This window comes from Actinoplanes sp. NPDC026670 (assembly GCF_040638175.1).
In the GTDB taxonomy this organism is placed as follows: domain Bacteria; phylum Actinomycetota; class Actinomycetes; order Mycobacteriales; family Micromonosporaceae; genus Actinoplanes.
Genome location: NZ_JBEZXU010000001.1, coordinates 325,092 through 343,502 on the forward strand (window position 1 = coordinate 325,092; position 18,411 = coordinate 343,502).

Consider the following 18,411-nt stretch of genomic DNA (forward strand, 5'->3'; position numbering starts at 1 on the left):
CCTTTACCAAGCAAGTGCTTGGTCGGTAGCGTGAGCCTACGCGTGATCGGGGAGGCGACGCCAGTGACCGACGACGATGCGTTCCGCCGGGAGATCCGGGACTGGCTGGCCGCCGAGCTCACCGACGAGGTGCGCGGCACCGGCGGGGTCGGCCGGGAGAACGAGGCCTTCGAGCAGCGGCTCGCCTTCACCAGGCGGCTCGCCGCCGCCGGCTGGGGCACGCTGGCCTGGCCGGTGGCGCACGGTGGGCGCGGCGCGTCCCTCGCCCAGCAGGTCATCTTCCATGAGGAGTACGCGAGAGCCGGCGCACCGAGCCGCGTCGACCACATCGGCACCACCATGGTCGGGCCGACGCTGATCGACCTGGGCACGCCCGAACAGCAGCGCCGCTTCCTGCCGAAGCTCGCCGCGGTCGAGGAGCTGTGGTGCCAGGGCTACTCCGAACCCGGGGCCGGCTCCGACCTGGCCGGGGTCACCACCCGCGCCCGGCTCGACGGCGACCGGTGGGTGATCACCGGGCAGAAGGTGTGGACGTCGCTGGCCCACGTCGCCGACTGGTGTTTCGTGCTCGCCCGGACCGCGCCCGCCCCGGCCGGCGGACCCCGTTCGGCGGGACTGTCCTACCTGCTCGTGCCGATGCGGCAGCCGGGGATCACGGTGCGCCCGATCCGGCAGCTCACCGGGGACAGCGAGTTCAACGAGGTGTTCTTCGACGACGCGGTCACCGAGGCGGGCCTCGTCGTCGGCGAGCCCGGCCAGGGGTGGAAGGTCGCGATGGCCACCCTCGCGTACGAGCGGGGCGCGGCCACGGTCGGCCAGCAGATCGGGTTCCAGCGTGACCTGGACGACCTGGTCGCGGTCGCCCGCAGCACCGGCGCGACCGCTGACCCGGCCCTGCGGGAGCGGCTGACCAGGGCCTGGATCGACCTGACCGTGCTGCGTACGCACACGTTGCGGGTGCTGCGTGACCCGCAGCCGGCCGCGTCCTCGGTGATCAAGCTGCTCTGGACCCGGTGGCGGCAGGGGCTCGGCGACCTCGCCATGGACGTGCTGGCCCGGGGTGACGCCGATCCGGCGGCGGTGGATCGCTGGCAGACGTATTTCCTGTTCAGCCGGGCCGACACCATTTATGGCGGGTCCAACGAGATCCAGCGGGGCATCGTCGCCGAACGGGTGCTCGGGCTGCCCCGCCAGGCCCGCGGATGACCGGCCCCGCCGGCCGTGGCCTCTTGAACGGCAAGGTCGTCGTGGTCACCGCGGCGGCCGGGGCCGGGATCGGGTCTGCGGTGGCGCGGCGCTGTCTCGACGAGGGCGCCCGGGTGGTGCTCGGCGACAGTCACGAGCGGCGGCTCGGTGAGACCCGTGACCTGCTGTCGTCGGCGTATCCGGGCCGGGTGTGGGCGGTGCCGTGCGACGTCACCGACGAGGCCGCGGTCCGGCGGCTGATCGGCGGGGCCGTCACCCGGTACGGCCGGCTTGACGTCCTGGTCAACAACGCCGGCCTGGGCGGGAACCGGCCGGTCACCGAGCTCGACGACGAGGAGTGGCACCTGGTCCTCGACGTCACGCTGACCGGCACGTTCCGGTGCACCCGGGCCGCGCTGCGCCAGATGATCGCGCAGGGCGGGGGCGGGGCGATCGTCAACAACGCCTCGGTGCTGGGCTGGCGCGCGCAGGCCGGGCAGGCGCACTACGCGGCGGCGAAGGCCGGAGTCATGGCGTTCACCAGGTGCACCGCCCTGGACGTGGCGGCGCACGGCATCCGGGTCAACGCGGTCGCCCCGAGCCTGGCCGCGCACCCGTTCCTGGCGAAGGTGATGAGCCAGGCCGAACTCGACGGGCTGGCGCAGCGGGAAGCCTTCGGCCGGGCCGCCGAGCCGTGGGAGGTGGCGACCGTGGTGGCCTTCCTGGCGAGTGACTACGCGTCCTATCTGACCGGCGAGGTCATCTCGGTGAGCAGTCAGCACCCGTAACCCTTTCCATCGATGTTACGGGGCAGTAGATTGTAACGCGTTCTAGTTTCTGGGAGGGGTTCACCAGGAGGACGTGATGCGGCGGATCACCGGCACGGCACTGTTCGGCCTCGGCATACTCTGCATACTCTTCGCGATGGCCCTGGCCTGGGTCATCGTGCCGTCACAGCGGAAGGTCCCGCTCGATCTGGTGCCGCCCGACGTCGTCGTGGAGACCGCCGGCGCGTCGTTCGTGCAGGCCAAGACGCTGCCGAACGGCACACCCCAGGTGGTCGTGGAAAACGCCGGGCTGCGCTCGATCACCGGCATCAAACCCGACTTCGCGGCCGCCGCCGGACTCGACGGCCAGACCCTGGTCTGGAACGTGTATCACTCGACCCGGCGGATCGACACCAACGAGATGATCAACAGTGCCGAGAGCCGGGTCGCGCTCGACCGCACCACCGGCGAGGCGGTCCCGTGGGAGGGGCAGTGCCACGTCGAGGAGCCGGTGCCCTGCACCCCGGGCAACGTGTCCTTCTCCGGCCACCTCTACCTGTTCCCGTTCGGCACCGAGAAGACCACCTACCAGTACTGGGACTCCACCCTGGGCAAGGCGTTGCCGATCGAGTACCAGGCCGAGGAGGACTACAACAACCTGCCCACGTACCGCTTCCAGCAGGTCGTGCCGGAACAGCAGGCCCACATGAACCCGGACAGCCTCGGCGCGCTGCTCGCCTTCCTGGCCCCCGGCGCCACCAGTGGGACCATCTCCTACCGGGCCACCCGCACCCTCTGGATCGAGCCGCAGACCGGCGCCATCGTCGGCTACCGCGAACAGCAGCACCGTGAGCTGGTGCCGGACGTGGGGGAGAAGGTGGTCATCTTCGACGCCGACCTCCAGTACGACCAGGCCACCCTGGACGCGGTCGGCAAGCAGGCGGCGGACGGGCGTTACCAGCTCATGCTGCTCGGTGTGTACGTGCCGATCGGGCTGGTGTTCCTCGGCCTGGTGCTGCTCGCCGTCGGGCTGCTGCTGGCCCGTGGCGGCTCGAGTCCGCGCGGCGGGCACCGGGCGGCCGACGTGACCAGGCCGCTGCCCACCCCCGTTCCGTAGCACCGGCGCCCCGTTCCCGTCGACGCCCAGCGACGGCCGGCAGTCCAGGCCAGCCGTCGCTGACGCGCCTTTCGGCGTGCGGAATGCCGTTGTGGGCGACGGCTCAGACCGCGAGCCGTCGCTGAGCCAGGTAATCCGCTGCGGATTACCGGCGTCAGCGACGGCTCGCGGTCGTAGGCCGGCGGGGCTATCGGGTGCCGTAGAACTCGGGCGGGGTCAGCGGGTCGTTGTTGCTGACGTTGCTGGCCACCTCGCTGGCGCTGGGGTTGAGCGCGGCCATCACAGCGGTGACGCCGATGGCTGCCAGGATGGCCGCGAGGGCTGCGCTGAGCAGCAGGAATTTGAACGGGACCACGGTCGGCTCCTCTACAGGCGTTCGATGATCGTCGCGGTCGACATCGCCCCGCCGGCGCACATGGTGACCAGCGCCGTGGTTCCGTCGGACCGCTCCAGCTCGTGCAGTGCGGTGGTCAGCAGACGCGCGCCGGTGCTGCCGACCGGATGGCCCAGGGCGATCGCCCCGCCGTTGACGTTGACCCGGTCCGGATCGGCGCGGTGCACGGCGAGCCAGGACAGGACCACGCTGGCGAACGCCTCGTTCACCTCGCAGCGGTCCAGGTCGTCGATCTTCATGCCGGCCCGGGCCAGGACCCGGTCGGTGGCCGCGATCGGCCCGTCCAGGTGGTAGTAGGGCTCGGCCCCGACCAGGCACTGCGCCACGATCCGGGCCCGCGGCCGCAGCCCCAGCGCCCGTGCGTGGTCGGCGTCCATCAGCAGCACCGCGGCCGCCCCGTCGGAGATCTGCGACGAGGTGCCGGCCGTGTGCCGTCCGTCCGGCAGCACCGGTTTCAGCCCGGACAGGCCCTCGAATGTGGTCTCCCGCAGTCCCTGATCACGGGTGACCTCGCCGACCGGGACGATCTCCCGGAGATAGCGGCCCTCGGCCCACGCCCGCGCCGCGTTCGCCTGTGACCGCACCCCGAACCGGTCCAGGTCGGCGCGGGTCAGCCCGCGCCGGTCGGCGATCCGCTCGGCGGCCACGTACTGATTGGGCAGATCGATGCTCCACGACTCGGGGCGGGGCAGGCCGGCGTCGCCGAGGTTGGCCCGCAGCGGCACCCGGCTCATCGCCTCGACCCCGCAGGCCACGCCGGCGCTGATCGCGTCGGTCGTGATCAGGCCGGCGATCAGGTGCGCGGCCTGCTGCGCCGACCCGCACTGGGCGTCGATCGTGGTGCAGCCGGTGGCGTGCGGCAGCCCGGCGTGCAGCCACGCGGTACGGGTGATGTTGTTGGACTGCTCGCCGCCCTGGGTGACACAGCCGCCGATGGCCTGCTCGACCTCGCCGTGCGCGGCCATCCGGGTCAGCACCGTGCCCAGCAGCTCGGCCGGGTGCAGACCGGACAGCCATCCGCCCCGCTTGCCGATCGGGGTCCGTGCCGCATCGACGATCACCGGTGTGCCCACGGCGGCCTCCAATTAGAACGTGTTCTCGAATCAACCTACCAAAGGTCTCCGGTCGCGTGTTTGAATCGGTAGAACTTGTTGCTGTAGGAGGAGCCGTGGCCGAGCCGCGCACCCGCATCGACCCCACCGATCCGGACATCTACCTGCACGGCATCCCGCATGCCGAGTTCGCCGAGATGCGCCGTGACGACCCGGTCTGCTGGATCCCGCAGGCGCGTGGCAGCGCCGGGTTCGACGACGAGGGCTACTGGGCGGTGACCCGGCACGCCGACGTGATGGCCGTGTCCCGCAACAGCGAGACGTTCTCCAGCCGGGAGAACACCGCGATCGCCCGGTTCCAGCCGGACATGACCCGCGAGGGCATCGAGATGCAGCAGGCCATCCTGCTCAACATGGACCCGCCGCAGCACACCGCGCAGCGGGCCATCGTGTCGCGGGGCTTCACCCCGCGCGCGATCAACAGCCTGCGCTCCGCGTTGCAGGCCCGCGCCACACAGATCGTCGCCTCGGTCGGCGGCGAGACCGGGGACTTCGTCACCGACATCGCCTGCGAGCTGCCCCTGCAGGCCATCGCCGAACTGCTCGGCGTGCCGCAGGAGGACCGCGGCAACGTCTTCGAATGGTCGAATTCGATGATCGGGTACGACGACCCCGAGTTCAGTGGCGCCGACCCGATGGAGTCCGCGATGGGGCTGCTCGGGTACGCCATGCAGATGGCCGACGAACGCCAGACCTGCCCACGCGACGACATCGTCACCACCCTGGTCAAGGCCGAGATCGCCGGGGAGCACCTGTCAGTCGACGAGTTCGGGTTCTTCGTGCTGATGCTCGCCGTCGCCGGCAACGAGACCACCCGCAACGCCATCTCGCACGGCATGCACGCGCTGCTGTCGAACCCGGATCAGTGGGAGCTGTTCAAACAGACCCGGCCGCGGACCGCCGTCGACGAGTTCGTCAGGTGGGGCAGCCCGATCAACGTCTTCCAGCGGACCACCACCCACGACACCGTGCTGGCCGGGGTGCCGCTCCCGAAGGGGCAGCGGGTCGCCATGTTCTACGGGTCGGCCAACTACGACGAGGCGGTGTTCACCGATCCGCACACCTTCGACATCACCCGCAGCCCCAACCCGCACCTCGGGTTCGGCGGCAGCGGCGCCCACTTCTGTCTCGGCGCCAACCTGGCCCGCCTGGAGATCGACCTGATCTTCAACGCGATCGCCGACCAGTTCCCGGACATCACCCTCGCCGGTCCGGCCCAGCGGCTGCGGTCCGGATGGATCAACGGCATCAAACACCTGCCGGTACGGTACGGCTGACCGCACCCACAGCGGCGCTCAGGTGATCGGGTGGCCGAACTCGGCGGCCAGCGGCTCCAGGTCGGGCGTCCCGAACCGCTCCACCAGGGACGCGAACCGTTTGACCTTGTCCTCGCCGAACCGGCCGACCCGCGCCGAGAACGTCGCAGCCGTCAGGAACCGGGGCGGGGTGCTCTTGCTGTGGAACTTGTCCGCGAACATCACCAGGTCCTCCTCGCCCGTCTCGGCCAGGAAGTCGCAGTCCGGCAGGGGGAGCTGCTGGGTGAGCACGTCGTCGCGGGTGATGCCGACCCCGGTGTGGTGGGAGCAGAACCGGCGCAGCGTCTCCGGCAGCCCGGCCTCGCCGAGCAGCTCGTAGCCGAGCAGCCCGTGCCGCACGTAGTGGTCACCCGGCCGGAGCCGGTGCACGCCGATGTCGTGCAGCAGGCACCCGGCCCGCACCAGAGCCATGTCGAGGTCGCCGGCGCCGGAGGCCTGCTCGGCGATCCGGCAGACGATCAGGCTGTGCGTCCACACCAGCTCGAAGGCCTCCGGCGTGGGGGCGAACCGCTCGTGCAGCGCCCGGATCTCTGAGTCGGTCGGAATTCGCATCAGTCCTACCGTATATCGGGCTTTCGGAGCTCCGGGGTTCGGGCCGCGATCGCCGCCACCGCCGCCACGCACAGCAGCCCGCCACTGACCAGCGCCGCCGTGGCCGAGCTCCCGGCCGCGACCAGCCCGGCGCGCAGGTTGCCGACATCCGGGCCGGCCTGCCCGACGATCTGCTCGGCGGCCGCCGCCCGGCCCAGGAACTCGTCAGGCGTGTGCCGTTGCACGACGGTGCTGCGGGCCACCACGGCCACCGTGTCCGCCGCCCCGGCCACCGCGAGCAGCGCCAGCCCGGCCCACGCGTTCGGCGCGACCCCGAACAGGGCGAGCGCCACACCCCAGGTCAGCGCGCCGGCCAGCATGACCGCGCCGGGCCGCCGCGCCCGGGTGAATGTGCCGGACAGCGCCGACGCCACCACCCCGCCCACCGCGATCGCGGTCAGGAACAGGCCCAGCGTGCGCGGGTCGTCGCCGAACCGTTCCGCGTTGACCACCGGGAACAGGCTGATCGGCATCGCCAGCACGGTGGCGGCGAGGTCGGTGAGCAGCGCGCCGCGTACCGCCGGGTTGGTGTGCAGGAACCGCAACCCGGCCCGCACCCCGGTGAGCCCGGGAGCCGGCGAGGCGGGCATCGGTGGCAGCCGGATCGCCGTCCACAGCGCCACCGCGAACGTCACCGTGTGGACCAGGAAACAGCCGCCGACGCCCACCTCGCTGATCACCAGGCCGCCGAGCGCCGGGCCGATCAGCATCGCGCCCTGGAACGAGATCCGGTTCAGCGCCAGCCCGGCGCCGAGCTGCCCGGCGGGCAGGAGCCGGGACAGGAACGTACGCGAGGCCGGCCCGCCACCGGCGACGAACAGCGACTGCACCGCGACCAGGACCAGCACCAGCGTCGCGGATCCGCCGGTGAACGCCTGCACGGTCAGCAGCACCGCGCAGACCGCCTGCCCGATCTTGGTGGCCAGATAGAAACGGCGCCTGTCGACCCGGTCCACGAGCGCCCCGGCGAACAGCCCGAACACGATGATCGGCAGCGCCTGCGCGAGGCCCGCCGCGCCGGTCCAGATCGTGCTCCGGGTCGACTCCCACACCTGGTAGAGCACCGCCACCACGGCCATCTGCCCGCCCAGGCCGGAGAGCAGCCCGCCGATCCACAGCCGGCGGAAGTCGGGCGACGTGCGCAGCGGCGTCACGTCGAGCAGCGCCCGGCTCACTCCCACGCCGGGTCTCCGGCCAGCCGCTCGCTGATCCGCGCGTGCAGGCTGCGCCGCGCCAGCGCCGCCTCGATGTCGCGGACCACCCGGCTCAGCGGATAGGGGATCTCCGACTCGATCTCGGCGATCGCCGCCTCGGTCGCCCGCCATTCGGCGGCCAGCCTGCGCATCACGGCCTCGGCCTGCGCGGTCAGCTCGACCTTCCGGGTGCGGGCGTCGGCCCCGGCGGCGGTACGGACCCAGCCGCCCGCCCGCATCGCCGACACCTTCTGGCTCATCCCGGAGTGGGTGATCTGCACCGACTCGGCCAGCTCGGTGATCGTCATCGGCCCGCGGTGGTGCAGCCGGAGCAGCTCCATCACCCAGCTCGGTTTGAGCCCGTCGATCCGCGCGTCGGCATAGACCCGCGCGATCTCGGCATCCATCGCGGCCTGCAGCAGCCGCCAGGGCCGCCACACGCTCTCCTCGGTCGGATCAGCCAGCCAGTCATCAGTCATCCGCAAACTGTAACAGCACTTATATAAGCACTGTTGTAAAAACCCGTGTAAGTGAATCGCGGGGCTCTGGCGTAATACAGGCGTGGGACAACAACGGGCGGAGTTCGCCGCCTTCTACGAGAGCGCCCGGGACGACTGCCTGCGCGCGGCGGTGGCCGCCATCGGCGACCGCCAGGTCGCCGAGGACGCGGTCGCGGAGGCGTTCGCCCGGGCCTGGGCCTCCTGGTCCACCGTCGCCCGGCACCCGTCGCCGCGGGCCTGGGTGGTCCGCACCGCCCTGAACGCGCACATCTCCTGGTGGCGCCGCCGTCGCCGGGAGGTCCCGGAACCGGCCGCGCCGGCCGCCGGCCGCGACGACACCGGCGACCACCTGCCCGACCCGCGGGTGATGGCGGCGCTGCGATCGCTGCCGGCCCGCCAGCGTGAGGTGTTCGTGCTGCGCGTCTTCCTCGACCTCGACAGCGACACCACCGCACGGACCCTGGGCATCGCCGCCGGGACGGTCACCGCCCACCTGGCCCGCGCCACCCGAGCCCTCCGGGCACACCTGACGCCCGTCCTCGAACAGGAGCAGAAGCTGTGATCGACCACGACGACGACCTGTACGCCCGGGTCCGCACCGAGTTCGACCAGGTGCACATGGGCGACAGCCTGGACGACATCACCAGCCGTGGCCGGGGCCTGCGCCGCCGTCGCCGTCTGACCACCACGCTGGGCGCCGCAGTGCTGGCCGCCGGGCTCACCGCCGGTATCGCCCTGAGCCGCCCGGCGGCGCCGGAGCACGGCCTGACCGAGGTGGCGGCCTGGACCGTCGACTCCCGCCAGCAGGACACCGTCGTCTTCTCGATCCGGCAGCTGGTCGACGCCGACGAGCTCAGCGCCGCCCTGAAGAAGGCCGGGGTTCCAGCCCTGGTCGAGTTCATCAAGGTTCCGCTGGAGCAGAAGGTCGCCGGCTGCCAGAACGAACAGGACGGTCTGCCGGGCATGTACGACGTCATGCCGCACAGCAATGTCCCCGCGAAGCCCGGCGAGAACACCTACGCCGTCCGCCGTGACCTGATGCCGCCCGGATCCGCCCTGCATTTCGTCATCTTCGAGGAGACCAATCAGATCGACGGCACTCTCCATCGAGTGGTGCGCATGGGCCTTGTCGACGGCGACCCGCAGCCGTGCAAGCTCTTCCCGCCGGACTACACGATCCCGAAGTGAAATGCGGTGGGGCGCCCACCGCGGTGAGCGCCCCACGAAGAAGGGTCAGAGCGAGACGGCGACCCCGCCGATGGTCACGGCGAGCTTTCCGTCCGAGGCGAACGACCAGGCCAGCGCCCCGCTGTACGAGGAGCAGCGCGACCCGTTCGTCCCCGACCAGAACTGGTTGGTGGAGTCCGAGTTGCCGATGATCCGGTCGTTGGTGCCACTGGCGTACCGGCACGACGTGTTGGAGCGGAAGACGCTCGTACCCGCGTCGAAGTTGAAGTTGCGCTCGGTGTTGTCGATGCTCAGGTTGTTGGAGATGGCCAGCGAGCCCGGGTTGCTGTTGTAGGTGAACCCGTGCTTGCCGTTCTTGTACGCGATGGTCCGCCGCACGATGTGGTTGACCGCGATGTCCTCGCCACCGAGTTTGAACCCGTTGCGGTCGCCGTTGCCGGCCGTCGAGCCGTCGCTGAGCGTGCCGTTGTTGTAGGCCAGCGAGTCCTCGATGGTGACCACGCCGATCGCGCCGGTGTCGGTCTTGGTGTACAGGTCCCAGCCGTCGTCGATGTTGTTGTGCGACACCGCGTACCGGAACACGTTGCCCGAGCCGACGGTCAGCTTGGCGGCGAAACCGTCCGCGTCCTCACCGTCGGAGTCCGCGTTGTCGTGCGATTCGGCGCTGAGGATCAGGTTGTTGGCCGGCCACTGCGCGTTCGGGGTGTCCGAGGCGATCCGGGACAGCTGGAGGCCGGTGTCCCGGTTGTAGCGGGTGATCGTCCGCTCCAGGACGTTGTTGCTGCCGCCGACGAAGATGCCGTTGTCGCCGGCCCGCTCCACGGTCAGCCCGTAGACCTTCCAGTAGTTGCCGTTGACCGCCAGGCCGCGGGCGGCCGGGTCCTCGGCCTGCGCCGAGAAGTTCAGCACCGGCTTCTCACCGTTGTAGGCGGCGATCGTCTTCAGCGCGCCGGACGACCCGTTGTTGCCGGCCGGGATGGTCACCGTCGACGAGTACGAGTAGGTGCCACCGCGCAGGTAGATCGTGCCGCCGGCCGCGATCCGGGTGATCGCCGAGGTCAGCGTCGTCGGCGCGGAGATCGTCCCGGCGGCGCTGTCGGTGCCGCCGGGGGCCACGTAGAGAGCGTTGGACGACGGCGGCGGGCTGGAGGACGTCGAGGGCGACGGCGAGGCGGAACTGGCCGACGGGGAGACCGTGGGCGACGAAGTGGGTGTGCTCACTCCGTCGTCGACCACGATGTCGTCGAAACGGCCGGCCGCGTACTCGGTGAGCAGTCCGATCCGGCCCGCCGTGATGGTGCTGTCGGTGGCCGAGCCGACGCTCGTCCCGTTGACCGAGCCACTGATCGTGGTCCCACTGAACGACAGCTTCAGCGTGTAGTACGTGCTCGTCGAGATGGTCTGGCTGAGGCTGCCGAGGACCGTCACGGCGCTGCCGTTCATGGTTTCGAGCTGGACCTTGTTGGCGCCGGTCAGCGAGAGCCGGTACATCTTCGTGGAACCGGCGGCCCGGCCGGTCAGCGCGACCACGCCGGCACTGGATCCGAAGGATGTCGCCTTGACCCGGGCCTGCACCGAGTAGTTCGTCCAGGAGGTGGTTCCGGCGAACTGACGGGCCCGTTCACTGGACGTGTCCGACTGCTGGAAGGCCTGCGTTCCGTCGCTCACGACCGACCATGTGCCGCCCGATTTCGACCATCCACTGGTGCTGCCGGATTCGAAGTCGGCACTGAACAGGGTGGCGGCCTCAGCGGTGCCGATGGAGAGGAACAGGCCGGCCGCCACCAGGCCGGAGAGGCCGGCGGCGCCGAGGGATCGGCGCAGCGTACGGCCCCGGAGTGTTGCTGACATGGGGGATGGACTCCTTGTCGCAAATGGATCCGCCGGACACGCCGCACCGGCCGCGGAACGCATTTACGAACCGCGGCACAATGCAGCGTTGGGGATGGTCCGGCGGACTGCCAAAGGAAATGTTCCGAGATGGAATCTGCCACCGGGCATATCTGCGAGTCAACGGAATCCATTTGCAGGTTTGTTGCAGAAATGGGTCAGCCCAGTGACGCGAGGAACAGATCCAGGCAGCGCTCGGCGTTCGCGGTGATGGTGATCGCCGGGTTGGCCAGGCACGCCGTGCCGGGCAGCAGCGCGCCGTCCACACAGAACAGATTCTGATATCCCGCGACTTTTCCGCTGAAGTCGGTGGCTTTGCCCATCACCAGGCCGCCCAGCGGGTGATACGTGTTCCGCGAACCCAGCCCCATCCCGGTGTTCCGGTCGTAGGACGGCAGCCCGGTCAGCAGCGAGCCCTTCGAACCCTCGGTCGCCCACCACAACCGGGTCGCCAGGTCCCGGCCGGCCTTGTCCGACGACGTCTGCATCTCCGCGTACGGCCAGTAGACCTTCCCGGTGCCGGTGGCCGCGTCGTAGCGGATCTCGCCGCGCTCGGGCGCCAGGCTGGTGATCAGGTGCGCCGAGGTGCCCGGCAGCCACGACGGGACGGGCGCCGCCTCCCAGGCCATCGCGGCCTTCGCGTACGGGTTCGAGTCGTCGTAGAACCGCACGTTCCCCGGCCCGCCCTGCGCGGTGCCGACGGTCTTGCGCAGGTTGAGCCGGGCCACCAGGAAGTCCCCGTTGTTGCCCCAGCCCTTGCCCACCTCGGTGCTCACCAGGCGCGGCAGCTTCCCCAGCGCCCGCGACTTGAGCAGCAGTGACGTGCTGCCCAGCGATCCGGCCGCCAGGAACACGTAGTCGGCCGCGAACACCGGGTTGGACAGCACGCTCCCGGTGTCGTCGATCTGTTTGCAGGCCACCTCGAAGGTCGACGTGCCGGACACCTCACGGATCTCGGTGACCTCGTGCAGCGGCAGGATCCGGGCGTTGCCGGTGGCCACCGCCCACTTCAGGTAGGTCTTGTCGACGCTGTTCTTGGCCCCGGAGTTGCTGCCGAACGGCCCCTCGCCGATGGTGTGGCAGGCCGGCGCCCGCCCGGCCAGCTCGTCCCGGATGATGTCCCAGTTCACCCCGAACGGCACCGGCACCGGCGTCTTGCTGAATTCGCTGATGTACTGCAACCAGGAGCGCGCGCCCACGTACGCCGCATGATTCTGAATGTCGGCCGGGATGGTCGCGGTGCCGATGTTCTGCCGGGCGCGCGGCCAGTAGGTGTTCTCGAACTCGGTGTACGACAGCTGGGCCGGGTAGGCCGACTCCCAGTCGGCGCGGCGCGGCTGTGGCATGAACATGCCGATGACCAGTGATCCGCCGCCCACCCCGGACCCGCACATCACCTGGATGCCGTCACCGACGTGTTTCTGGATGAGCCCGGCCCCACGGGTGATGGTCTTGCTGACGTCCAGCCCGAGCGGCGGGTTGTCGGCGAACCAGGCGCACCGCCAGTCCGGGTTGCTGATCGTGCAGAACGTGGTGCCGCTCGCGTTCAGGTCCCAGCGGCGCCCGCGTTCGATGACGGTCACGGTCATCCCGGCCTGGGCGAGACGCCAGGCGGCGACCGCGCCCCCGAATCCGCTGCCGATGACGATCGCGGTCTTGGCCTGCACATCGAGCGAGCCCACCGCCGGCGTGAGTGCCGCCAGAGAGCTCGCGAGCAGGGTTCGACGTTTCATGGATTCCTCCCGACCACCCACATGGAGAAGAACTGGGATCCGCCCCCGTAGGCGTGGCCGAGCGCCGTCGACGCCCCCGCCACCTGGTGTTCGCCGGCCCGGCCCATCACCTGCATGGCGGCCTCGGCGAACCTCAGGAGCCCGGAGGCGCCGATCGGGTTCGAACAGAGGACACCGCCGCTGGGGTTGATCGGCAGAGCGCCGCCGAGCGCGGTTTCACCTGATTCAACAAGTTTCCAACCTTGCCCTTGTCCTACAAAACCAACATTTTCCAGCCACATCGGCTCGAACCACGAAAAAGGCACATAAAGCTCGGCGACGTCCACCTCGTCGAGCGGATCCTTGATACCGGCCGCCGCCCAGAGCGCGGCCGCCGCCGTCGCGCCCGCCCGCGGGTTGACGTGGTCCTTGCCCGCGTAGAAGGTCGGCTCGGTCCGCATCGAGGTCGCCCGGATCCAGGCCACCTGGCGCTCCGAGGCCTCGGCGGCCTGCTGATCGCCGATGATCACCGCGCAGGCCCCGTCCGACGAGGGGCACGTCTCGTCGTAACGGACCGGATCCCACAGCATCGTGGACGCCTGCACCGACTCCAGCGTGATCTCCGGCTGCCGTAGGTGGGCGTAGGGGTTCAGCGCGCCGTTGCGCCGATCCTTGACCGCCACCAGGGCGCCGACGTGACCGGGCGCACCGGTCTTCTTGATGTAGGAACGGATGTGCGGGGCGAAGTAGCCGCCCGCCCCGGCCGTGATCGGCGCCGAGAAGGGCGGCTGGATCGACAGCGCCCACATCGCGTTCGACTCGGACTGCTTCTCGAACGCCACCGCCAGCACCCGCCGGTGCGCCCCGGCCCGTACCAGGCTCGTCGCGACGTTCGCCGTCGCCCCGCCGACCGACCCGGCGGTGTGCACCCGGAGCAGCGGTTTCCCGGCGGCGCCGAGCGCCGACGCCAGGAACAGCTCGGGCATCATCACGCCCTCGAACAGGTCGGGCGCCTTCCCCAGCACCACCGCGTCGATCTGCTCCCAGCCGACCCCCGCGTCGGCCAGCGCCCGGTCGATCGCCTCCCGGCACAGCCCGGCCATCGACACGTCGGTGCGCCGGGTCCGGTGATGCGTCTGCCCGGTCCCCAGCACCGCGGCTCGCCTCATGACTCACTCCTCAGCACGCAGACCAGGTTCTGTTGCAGCAATGGCCCGGCCGTCGCGTGGGCCGCCGCGGCCGACGCCCGCCCGGACATGACCTCCTCGGCTGCCGCGCCGATCCGCGACAGCCCGGCCGAGAACATCGGGTTGCTCCCGAACGCCACGTTGCGTACCTCGTCCGGCAGCCCGAGCGCCCGGCGCAGCAGCAGCTCCTGATGCGTGAACGGGGCATGCAACGCGGTCACCTGCACACCGTCCAGCCCACCGGCGTCCGCGGCGGCGGCCGTCGCGGACGGCACGGCGGTCAGGTCCCGCTCCCCGAACCCCTGCGGATCGACGCGATGCCCGATGCCCGAGATCCAGGCGGCGCGCCGCCCGCCGACCCGGTCGGCCGCGGCGAGGACGACCGCCGACGCCCCATCCGCGACTCGCGCGACGTCGTGCTCCCGCAAGGGCATGGCGACGTACGGCCGATCGAGCAGCGTTTCCACGGAAGAGGCGTCGTCGCGCGCTGCCGCCACCGCGGCCATGTCCCGCTCACTGAACAACCCGGCGTCGATCCCGAGCCGTGCCTGCAAGGCGCCCACACTGATCGCGTCCGGCCACAGCGGCGCCACCGTGTACGGGTCGAGCTGCAACGCCAGCACCCGGGCCAGCTCACCGGCGGTGCCCTTGCCGAACCCGTAGACCAGCGCCGTCGACGCCTCCCCGGCCAGGATCTTGATGTACGCCTCGTAGAGCGCCCACGCCGCGTCCATCTCCACGTGCGACTCGGCGATCGGCGGCACCGCCCCGATCGCGTCGACCGCGTTCACGAACGAGAACGCCCGCCCGGCCAGATAGTCCGACGACCCCGAACACCAGAAGTCGACGTCCCGCCGTTCCAGCCCGGCCTGCGCGAGGGCCGCCTCGAAGACCGGCACGAGCGTCTCCACCCCGCTGGTCGTGACGCTCACGTCCGAGCTGGCGAAACCGATGACCGCAACGTCGTTCACAGATGCTCCGCAAAGGTCTCGTAGGGTGCGTCCGCTTCCCCGCTCGGCTCGAAGTGGTCGATGTTCTCCGGTGTCGTCGACCAGTCGGCCCGGTCCCGCCACACCGCCGCCACCCGCAGCCCCATCCGCACGTCAGCGGCCGGAACGCCGAGGATCAGATGCGGGATCGGGATGTCCGCCCCGTCCAGCAGCACCTGCGCCACCACGTAGGGCGGGGTCAGCCGCTGCCCCGCGAACGGCACGTTGACCACGCAGAACGTCGTGACCGTCCCCCGGTCGGCCACCTCGACCTCTTCGTCGGTGGCCACCCCGCAGGCCGGGCAGACGCGCGGCGGCACGTACACCTTCCGGCAGGCCGGGCACCGCCGTCCGACGATCCGTCCCTCGGCGAGCCCGCGCAGATAGCCGCTCTCCTCCACCGAGGTGCTGTGCCGGTAGTGCAGCCGTACCGGCGTCGTCATGATCTCGACGACCGCCCCCGCCGAGCCGTCACCGCCACCGCAGACGCCGGCACCGGCTTCGGGGTCCTGCGGTTCGAAGCACTCGATGTCGCGGATATGGCCGACCGGTGCGGCCGCCCAGCGGATCCGCACCCGCATCCCCGTGCTCATCGCGTCCGGCGTGCCGGCGTCGACCGCGTGCAACAGGGGAGTGTCGGCCCCGTCGAGGCGGATCAGCGCCCACCCGAACGGCCGGTCCAGTGGCTGCCCCTCCAGCGGCCGGTCGGTCCACGTCCAGCTGAGCACGGTGCCGGCGGGGGAGACCTCGACGAGTTCGGTGACCGGCTCGTGGGTGTCCGGGTCGTATTCGAGCGGCGGCACGTGCACCCGCCCGTCCGAGGTGCGCCCGCCGAGCACCCGCCCGTCGCGCAGCCCCGCCATGAACCGGCCCAGCACCGGCCCGAGGGAGCGGGTGTAGTCGAAGGCGATGGTCAGCGGCGCCGACAGCGTATCCACGCCAGTGAGTGAAACACGTTACAACTTTGCGCGGCAAGAACGCTGTGGCAGCGGCTTTTACATTGATGGAACGAGTTATAGAGTCTCGGGCATGACCGGCATCGGGACGTGGACCATCGCGGCGGAGCGCCCGCAGCACACGGCCATCGTGGAGCCCGGCGGCCGCACCGTCACCTACGGCGAGCTGGCCGCGGAAGCCGACCGGATCGCCCGCGGCCTGCGCGCCGCCGGGCTGAGCGCCGGCGACACCGTCGCCCTGCTGCTGCCGAACGGCGCCGACATCCTCATCGCCTACTTCGCGGCGGTCCAGATCGGCCTGCACGTGGTGCCGATGAACTGGCATCTCACCGCGGCCGAGCTCGGCTACATCCTGCGCGACAGCGGCGCGAGCGCGTTCCTCACGCATCCACGGTTCGCCGACACCGCCCGCGCCGCCGCCGACGACGCCGGCCTTCCGGCCGGGAGCCGCTACGTGGCCGGGAAGCTGCCCGGTTTCGCTCCGCTCGACACTCTCGGCGCCGGCGGCTCAGGAAGACCCGACGGCCGTACGACGGGCGCGCTCATGGTCTACACATCAGGCACGTCCGGCCGCCCCAAGGGGGTCCGCCGCCCGCTGCTCGGCCTCGACCCGGATCAGGTGCCGCCGGTGTCGCTGTGGTTCTTCGGCCTGTTCGGGCTGCGCCCGTTCGACGGTCACGTGCATCTGTGCTGTTCACCGCTCTACCACACGGCGGTGATGAACTTCGCGGTGATCTCGCTCCAGTTCGGGCACACCGTGGTGGTGATGGACCACTGGGACGCCGGGTCGTTCCTGCGCCTGGTCCAGCAGCACCGGGTCACCCACAGCCACATGGTCCCCACCCAGTTCCGCCGCCTGCTCGGCCTGCCCGTCTCGGTGCGCACCACCTTCGACGTGTCCTCGATGCGCGCGATGATCCACGGCGCCGCGCCCTGTCCACAACCGGTCAAGCGGGAGATGCTCGACTGGTTCGGCCCGGTGGTTGTGGAGTACTACGCGGCCTCCGAGGGCGGCGGCGCCCTGATCACCGCGGCCGAGTGGCTGGAGCGGCCGGGCTCGGTCGGCCGCCCGTGGCCCGGCTCCCGCATCCGGGTGCTCGACGACGACGGCAAGGACTGTGCCGCGGGCCAGCCCGGAACGGTGTTCCTGCAGATGGGGGACGCGACGTTCGAGTATCACGGCGACGCCGAGAAGACCCGTGGCGCGTGGCGGGACCGGATGTTCACCGTCGGCGACATCGGCTACCTCGACGACGACGGCTACCTGTACCTGTGCGACCGGGCCAGCGACGTGATCATCACCGGTGGGGTGAACGTGTACCCGGCCGAGATCGAGAGCGAGCTGAGCACCCATCCCGCGGTCGCCGACGTGGCGGTCTTCGGCATCCCGCACGAGGAGTGGGGCGAGGAGATCAAAGCGGTCGTCCAGCCCGCGCCCGGGGTGACGCCGGGCGACGCCCTGTCCACCGAGCTGCAGGCGTTCCTGGCCGGCCGGCTGGCCCGGTTCAAGCTGCCGCGCACCATCGACTACGTGGACGCGCTGCCCCGCGACCCCAACGGCAAGCTCTACAAACGGCACCTGCGCGACCCGTACTGGACCGGCCGCGACCGCGCCATTTGACCCGGTGTGGCTACCCTCGTCGGGGAGGAGGTCGCGATGGCCGAGTTCCGCAACCCGAGGGAGATCTGCCCGCACTGCCGGCTGCCGGCGGTCCCGATCCTGTACGGGTACCCGGGCCCGTCCGCCGAGGAGCTGATGCACATCGGCCGGGCTGTCGGCGGGGGCTGCGTGGTCGACTCGGCGATGCCGACCCTCAGCTGCCCACGGCGCCACAGGTGGCGCCCGGCCGGTCCGGTGGCTCTGCCGGCCCGGGGCGCCGACGCGATGGAGGATTTCGTGATCGCCGCGGCCCGTACCTATCTGGGCGGTGACCTGGCCGGGGCCGAGCGGGCCTACCGGGAGGCGGTCGCGCTGGTGGGCGGCGCTCTCGGCCCGGCACACGAGGAGACGCTGCTGCTGCGGCACGCGCTGGCCGTCGTGCTCTACGCGGCCGGTCGCACCGCCGAGGGCGAGGACGAGTACCGGGCGATGCGTGCCGCCGCGGGCCGTCCGTTGTGGGCGAGCGCGGTGCCGACCGCCGAGGAGTTCGACCGCTTCGTTGCCGAGACCCGGGACCGGCGCCGCCGGCTCGACGAGGAGTCACTGACCGACGACGATCGGCCGATCATGCGGATCCGCCGGGAGAAAGCGGCGCGGCGGGCCGACCCGCCGGGAGAGAGATAGCTGACAGCGGCCGCTTTCGGGACAGCGCGG

Annotated in this window: 18 protein-coding genes; 8 read left to right on the forward strand and 10 right to left on the reverse strand. The window is 70.9% G+C overall.

Annotated elements, in window-relative coordinates; genetic code table 11:
• Window positions 1-30: 30 nt before the first annotated feature.
• The 3 genes from AB0E94_RS01375 (at window position 31) to AB0E94_RS01385 (ending at window position 3,069) form a co-directional block, all read left to right on the forward strand.
• Window positions 31-1,206: an acyl-CoA dehydrogenase family protein gene (locus AB0E94_RS01375; protein WP_360320638.1), complete on the forward strand. Its 1,176-nt coding sequence runs from the start codon at window positions 31-33 to the stop codon at window positions 1,204-1,206.
• The gene (locus AB0E94_RS01380; protein WP_360320641.1) at window positions 1,203-1,973 is read left to right on the forward strand and encodes an SDR family oxidoreductase; all 771 of its coding nucleotides are present in this window, start codon (window positions 1,203-1,205) and stop codon (window positions 1,971-1,973) included. The genes AB0E94_RS01375 and AB0E94_RS01380 overlap by 4 nt, the downstream gene beginning before the upstream one ends.
• 76 nt (window positions 1,974-2,049) lie before the next feature.
• Window positions 2,050-3,069 (forward strand): DUF3068 domain-containing protein, encoded by a 1,020-nt coding sequence (locus AB0E94_RS01385; RefSeq protein ID WP_360320644.1) that lies wholly within the window; start codon window positions 2,050-2,052, stop codon window positions 3,067-3,069.
• A 187-nt stretch (window positions 3,070-3,256) separates the two neighbouring features.
• On the opposite strand, the gene AB0E94_RS01390 is transcribed toward AB0E94_RS01385, so the two are convergent.
• Both AB0E94_RS01390 and AB0E94_RS01395 read right to left on the reverse strand, forming a co-directional pair.
• Window positions 3,257-3,424 (reverse strand): hypothetical protein, encoded by a 168-nt coding sequence (locus AB0E94_RS01390; protein WP_317787020.1) that lies wholly within the window; start codon window positions 3,422-3,424, stop codon window positions 3,257-3,259.
• Between the two features lie 11 nt (window positions 3,425-3,435).
• Window positions 3,436-4,536 (reverse strand): steroid 3-ketoacyl-CoA thiolase, encoded by a 1,101-nt coding sequence (locus AB0E94_RS01395; protein WP_360320649.1) that lies wholly within the window; start codon window positions 4,534-4,536, stop codon window positions 3,436-3,438.
• A 95-nt stretch (window positions 4,537-4,631) separates the two neighbouring features.
• On the opposite strand from AB0E94_RS01395, the gene AB0E94_RS01400 reads away from it, so the two are divergent.
• Window positions 4,632-5,852: a cytochrome P450 gene (locus AB0E94_RS01400; RefSeq protein WP_360320652.1), complete on the forward strand. Its 1,221-nt coding sequence runs from the start codon at window positions 4,632-4,634 to the stop codon at window positions 5,850-5,852.
• Between the two features lie 18 nt (window positions 5,853-5,870).
• On the opposite strand, the gene AB0E94_RS01405 is transcribed toward AB0E94_RS01400, so the two are convergent.
• From AB0E94_RS01405 to AB0E94_RS01415, 3 genes are read right to left on the reverse strand one after another with little or no spacing between them, the layout of a single operon-like run.
• Window positions 5,871-6,443 carry an HDIG domain-containing metalloprotein gene (locus tag AB0E94_RS01405; protein ID WP_360320655.1) on the reverse strand — a complete coding sequence of 191 codons (573 nt, stop codon included), beginning with the start codon at window positions 6,441-6,443 and terminating at the stop codon, window positions 5,871-5,873.
• A gap of 5 nt (window positions 6,444-6,448) precedes the next feature.
• Entirely contained in the window at window positions 6,449-7,663 is a 1,215-nt protein-coding gene (locus tag AB0E94_RS01410) for an MFS transporter (protein WP_360320658.1), read from the reverse strand.
• Window positions 7,654-8,154 (reverse strand): helix-turn-helix domain-containing protein, encoded by a 501-nt coding sequence (locus AB0E94_RS01415; RefSeq protein ID WP_360320661.1) that lies wholly within the window; start codon window positions 8,152-8,154, stop codon window positions 7,654-7,656. Before AB0E94_RS01415 ends, AB0E94_RS01410 begins: the two co-directional genes overlap by 10 nt.
• A gap of 82 nt (window positions 8,155-8,236) precedes the next feature.
• Between AB0E94_RS01415 and AB0E94_RS01420 the strand changes: the two genes are divergently transcribed.
• The gene (locus AB0E94_RS01420) at window positions 8,237-8,737 is read left to right on the forward strand and encodes a sigma-70 family RNA polymerase sigma factor (protein ID WP_360320664.1); all 501 of its coding nucleotides are present in this window, start codon (window positions 8,237-8,239) and stop codon (window positions 8,735-8,737) included.
• The gene (locus AB0E94_RS01425) at window positions 8,734-9,363 is read left to right on the forward strand and encodes a hypothetical protein (protein WP_360320667.1); all 630 of its coding nucleotides are present in this window, start codon (window positions 8,734-8,736) and stop codon (window positions 9,361-9,363) included. Before AB0E94_RS01420 ends, AB0E94_RS01425 begins: the two co-directional genes overlap by 4 nt.
• 45 nt (window positions 9,364-9,408) lie before the next feature.
• Here AB0E94_RS01425 and AB0E94_RS01430 read toward each other — a convergent pair whose 3' ends face one another.
• The 5 genes from AB0E94_RS01430 to AB0E94_RS01450 form a co-directional block, all read right to left on the reverse strand.
• Window positions 9,409-11,214, reverse strand: coding sequence for a cellulose-binding protein (locus tag AB0E94_RS01430; RefSeq protein WP_360320670.1), 1,806 nt, complete (start codon window positions 11,212-11,214; stop codon window positions 9,409-9,411).
• Between the two features lie 197 nt (window positions 11,215-11,411).
• Window positions 11,412-12,986 carry a GMC family oxidoreductase N-terminal domain-containing protein gene (locus AB0E94_RS01435; protein WP_360320673.1) on the reverse strand — a complete coding sequence of 525 codons (1,575 nt, stop codon included), beginning with the start codon at window positions 12,984-12,986 and terminating at the stop codon, window positions 11,412-11,414.
• Window positions 12,983-14,134, reverse strand: a complete 1,152-nt coding sequence (locus tag AB0E94_RS01440) for a thiolase domain-containing protein (protein ID WP_360320676.1) — start codon at window positions 14,132-14,134, stop codon at window positions 12,983-12,985. The genes AB0E94_RS01435 and AB0E94_RS01440 overlap by 4 nt, the downstream gene beginning before the upstream one ends.
• A complete protein-coding gene (locus AB0E94_RS01445; RefSeq protein ID WP_360320679.1) occupies window positions 14,131-15,123 on the reverse strand; it encodes a lipid-transfer protein in 993 nt (330 codons plus the stop codon). The genes AB0E94_RS01440 and AB0E94_RS01445 overlap by 4 nt, the downstream gene beginning before the upstream one ends.
• Window positions 15,120-16,079 carry an OB-fold domain-containing protein gene (locus AB0E94_RS01450; RefSeq protein WP_360320682.1) on the reverse strand — a complete coding sequence of 320 codons (960 nt, stop codon included), beginning with the start codon at window positions 16,077-16,079 and terminating at the stop codon, window positions 15,120-15,122. The genes AB0E94_RS01445 and AB0E94_RS01450 overlap by 4 nt, the downstream gene beginning before the upstream one ends.
• A 91-nt stretch (window positions 16,080-16,170) precedes the next feature.
• Here AB0E94_RS01450 and AB0E94_RS01455 point away from each other — a divergent pair, with 91 nt between their 5' ends.
• Together AB0E94_RS01455 and AB0E94_RS01460 are read left to right on the forward strand one after the other, a co-directional pair.
• A complete protein-coding gene (locus tag AB0E94_RS01455; RefSeq protein WP_360320685.1) occupies window positions 16,171-17,718 on the forward strand; it encodes an acyl-CoA synthetase in 1,548 nt (515 codons plus the stop codon).
• Between the two features lie 36 nt (window positions 17,719-17,754).
• Window positions 17,755-18,381 (forward strand): tetratricopeptide repeat protein, encoded by a 627-nt coding sequence (locus AB0E94_RS01460; protein ID WP_360320688.1) that lies wholly within the window; start codon window positions 17,755-17,757, stop codon window positions 18,379-18,381.
• Window positions 18,382-18,411 lie beyond the last annotated feature (30 nt).

What these genes read in the sequence shown, in the direction of transcription:
- AB0E94_RS01460 (WP_360320688.1), top strand. Translation starts at nt 17,755, where the DNA reads ATGGCCGAGTTCCGCAACCCGAGGGAGATCTGCCCGCACTGCCGGCTG.
- AB0E94_RS01430 (WP_360320670.1), bottom strand. Translation starts at nt 11,214, where the DNA reads ATGTCAGCAACACTCCGGGGCCGTACGCTGCGCCGATCCCTCGGCGCC.
- AB0E94_RS01380 (WP_360320641.1), top strand. Translation starts at nt 1,203, where the DNA reads ATGACCGGCCCCGCCGGCCGTGGCCTCTTGAACGGCAAGGTCGTCGTG.
- AB0E94_RS01455 (WP_360320685.1), top strand. Translation starts at nt 16,171, where the DNA reads ATGACCGGCATCGGGACGTGGACCATCGCGGCGGAGCGCCCGCAGCAC.
- AB0E94_RS01435 (WP_360320673.1), bottom strand. Translation starts at nt 12,986, where the DNA reads ATGAAACGTCGAACCCTGCTCGCGAGCTCTCTGGCGGCACTCACGCCG.
- AB0E94_RS01385 (WP_360320644.1), top strand. Translation starts at nt 2,050, where the DNA reads ATGCGGCGGATCACCGGCACGGCACTGTTCGGCCTCGGCATACTCTGC.
- AB0E94_RS01440 (WP_360320676.1), bottom strand. Translation starts at nt 14,134, where the DNA reads ATGAGGCGAGCCGCGGTGCTGGGGACCGGGCAGACGCATCACCGGACC.
- AB0E94_RS01405 (WP_360320655.1), bottom strand. Translation starts at nt 6,443, where the DNA reads ATGCGAATTCCGACCGACTCAGAGATCCGGGCGCTGCACGAGCGGTTC.
- AB0E94_RS01415 (WP_360320661.1), bottom strand. Translation starts at nt 8,154, where the DNA reads ATGACTGATGACTGGCTGGCTGATCCGACCGAGGAGAGCGTGTGGCGG.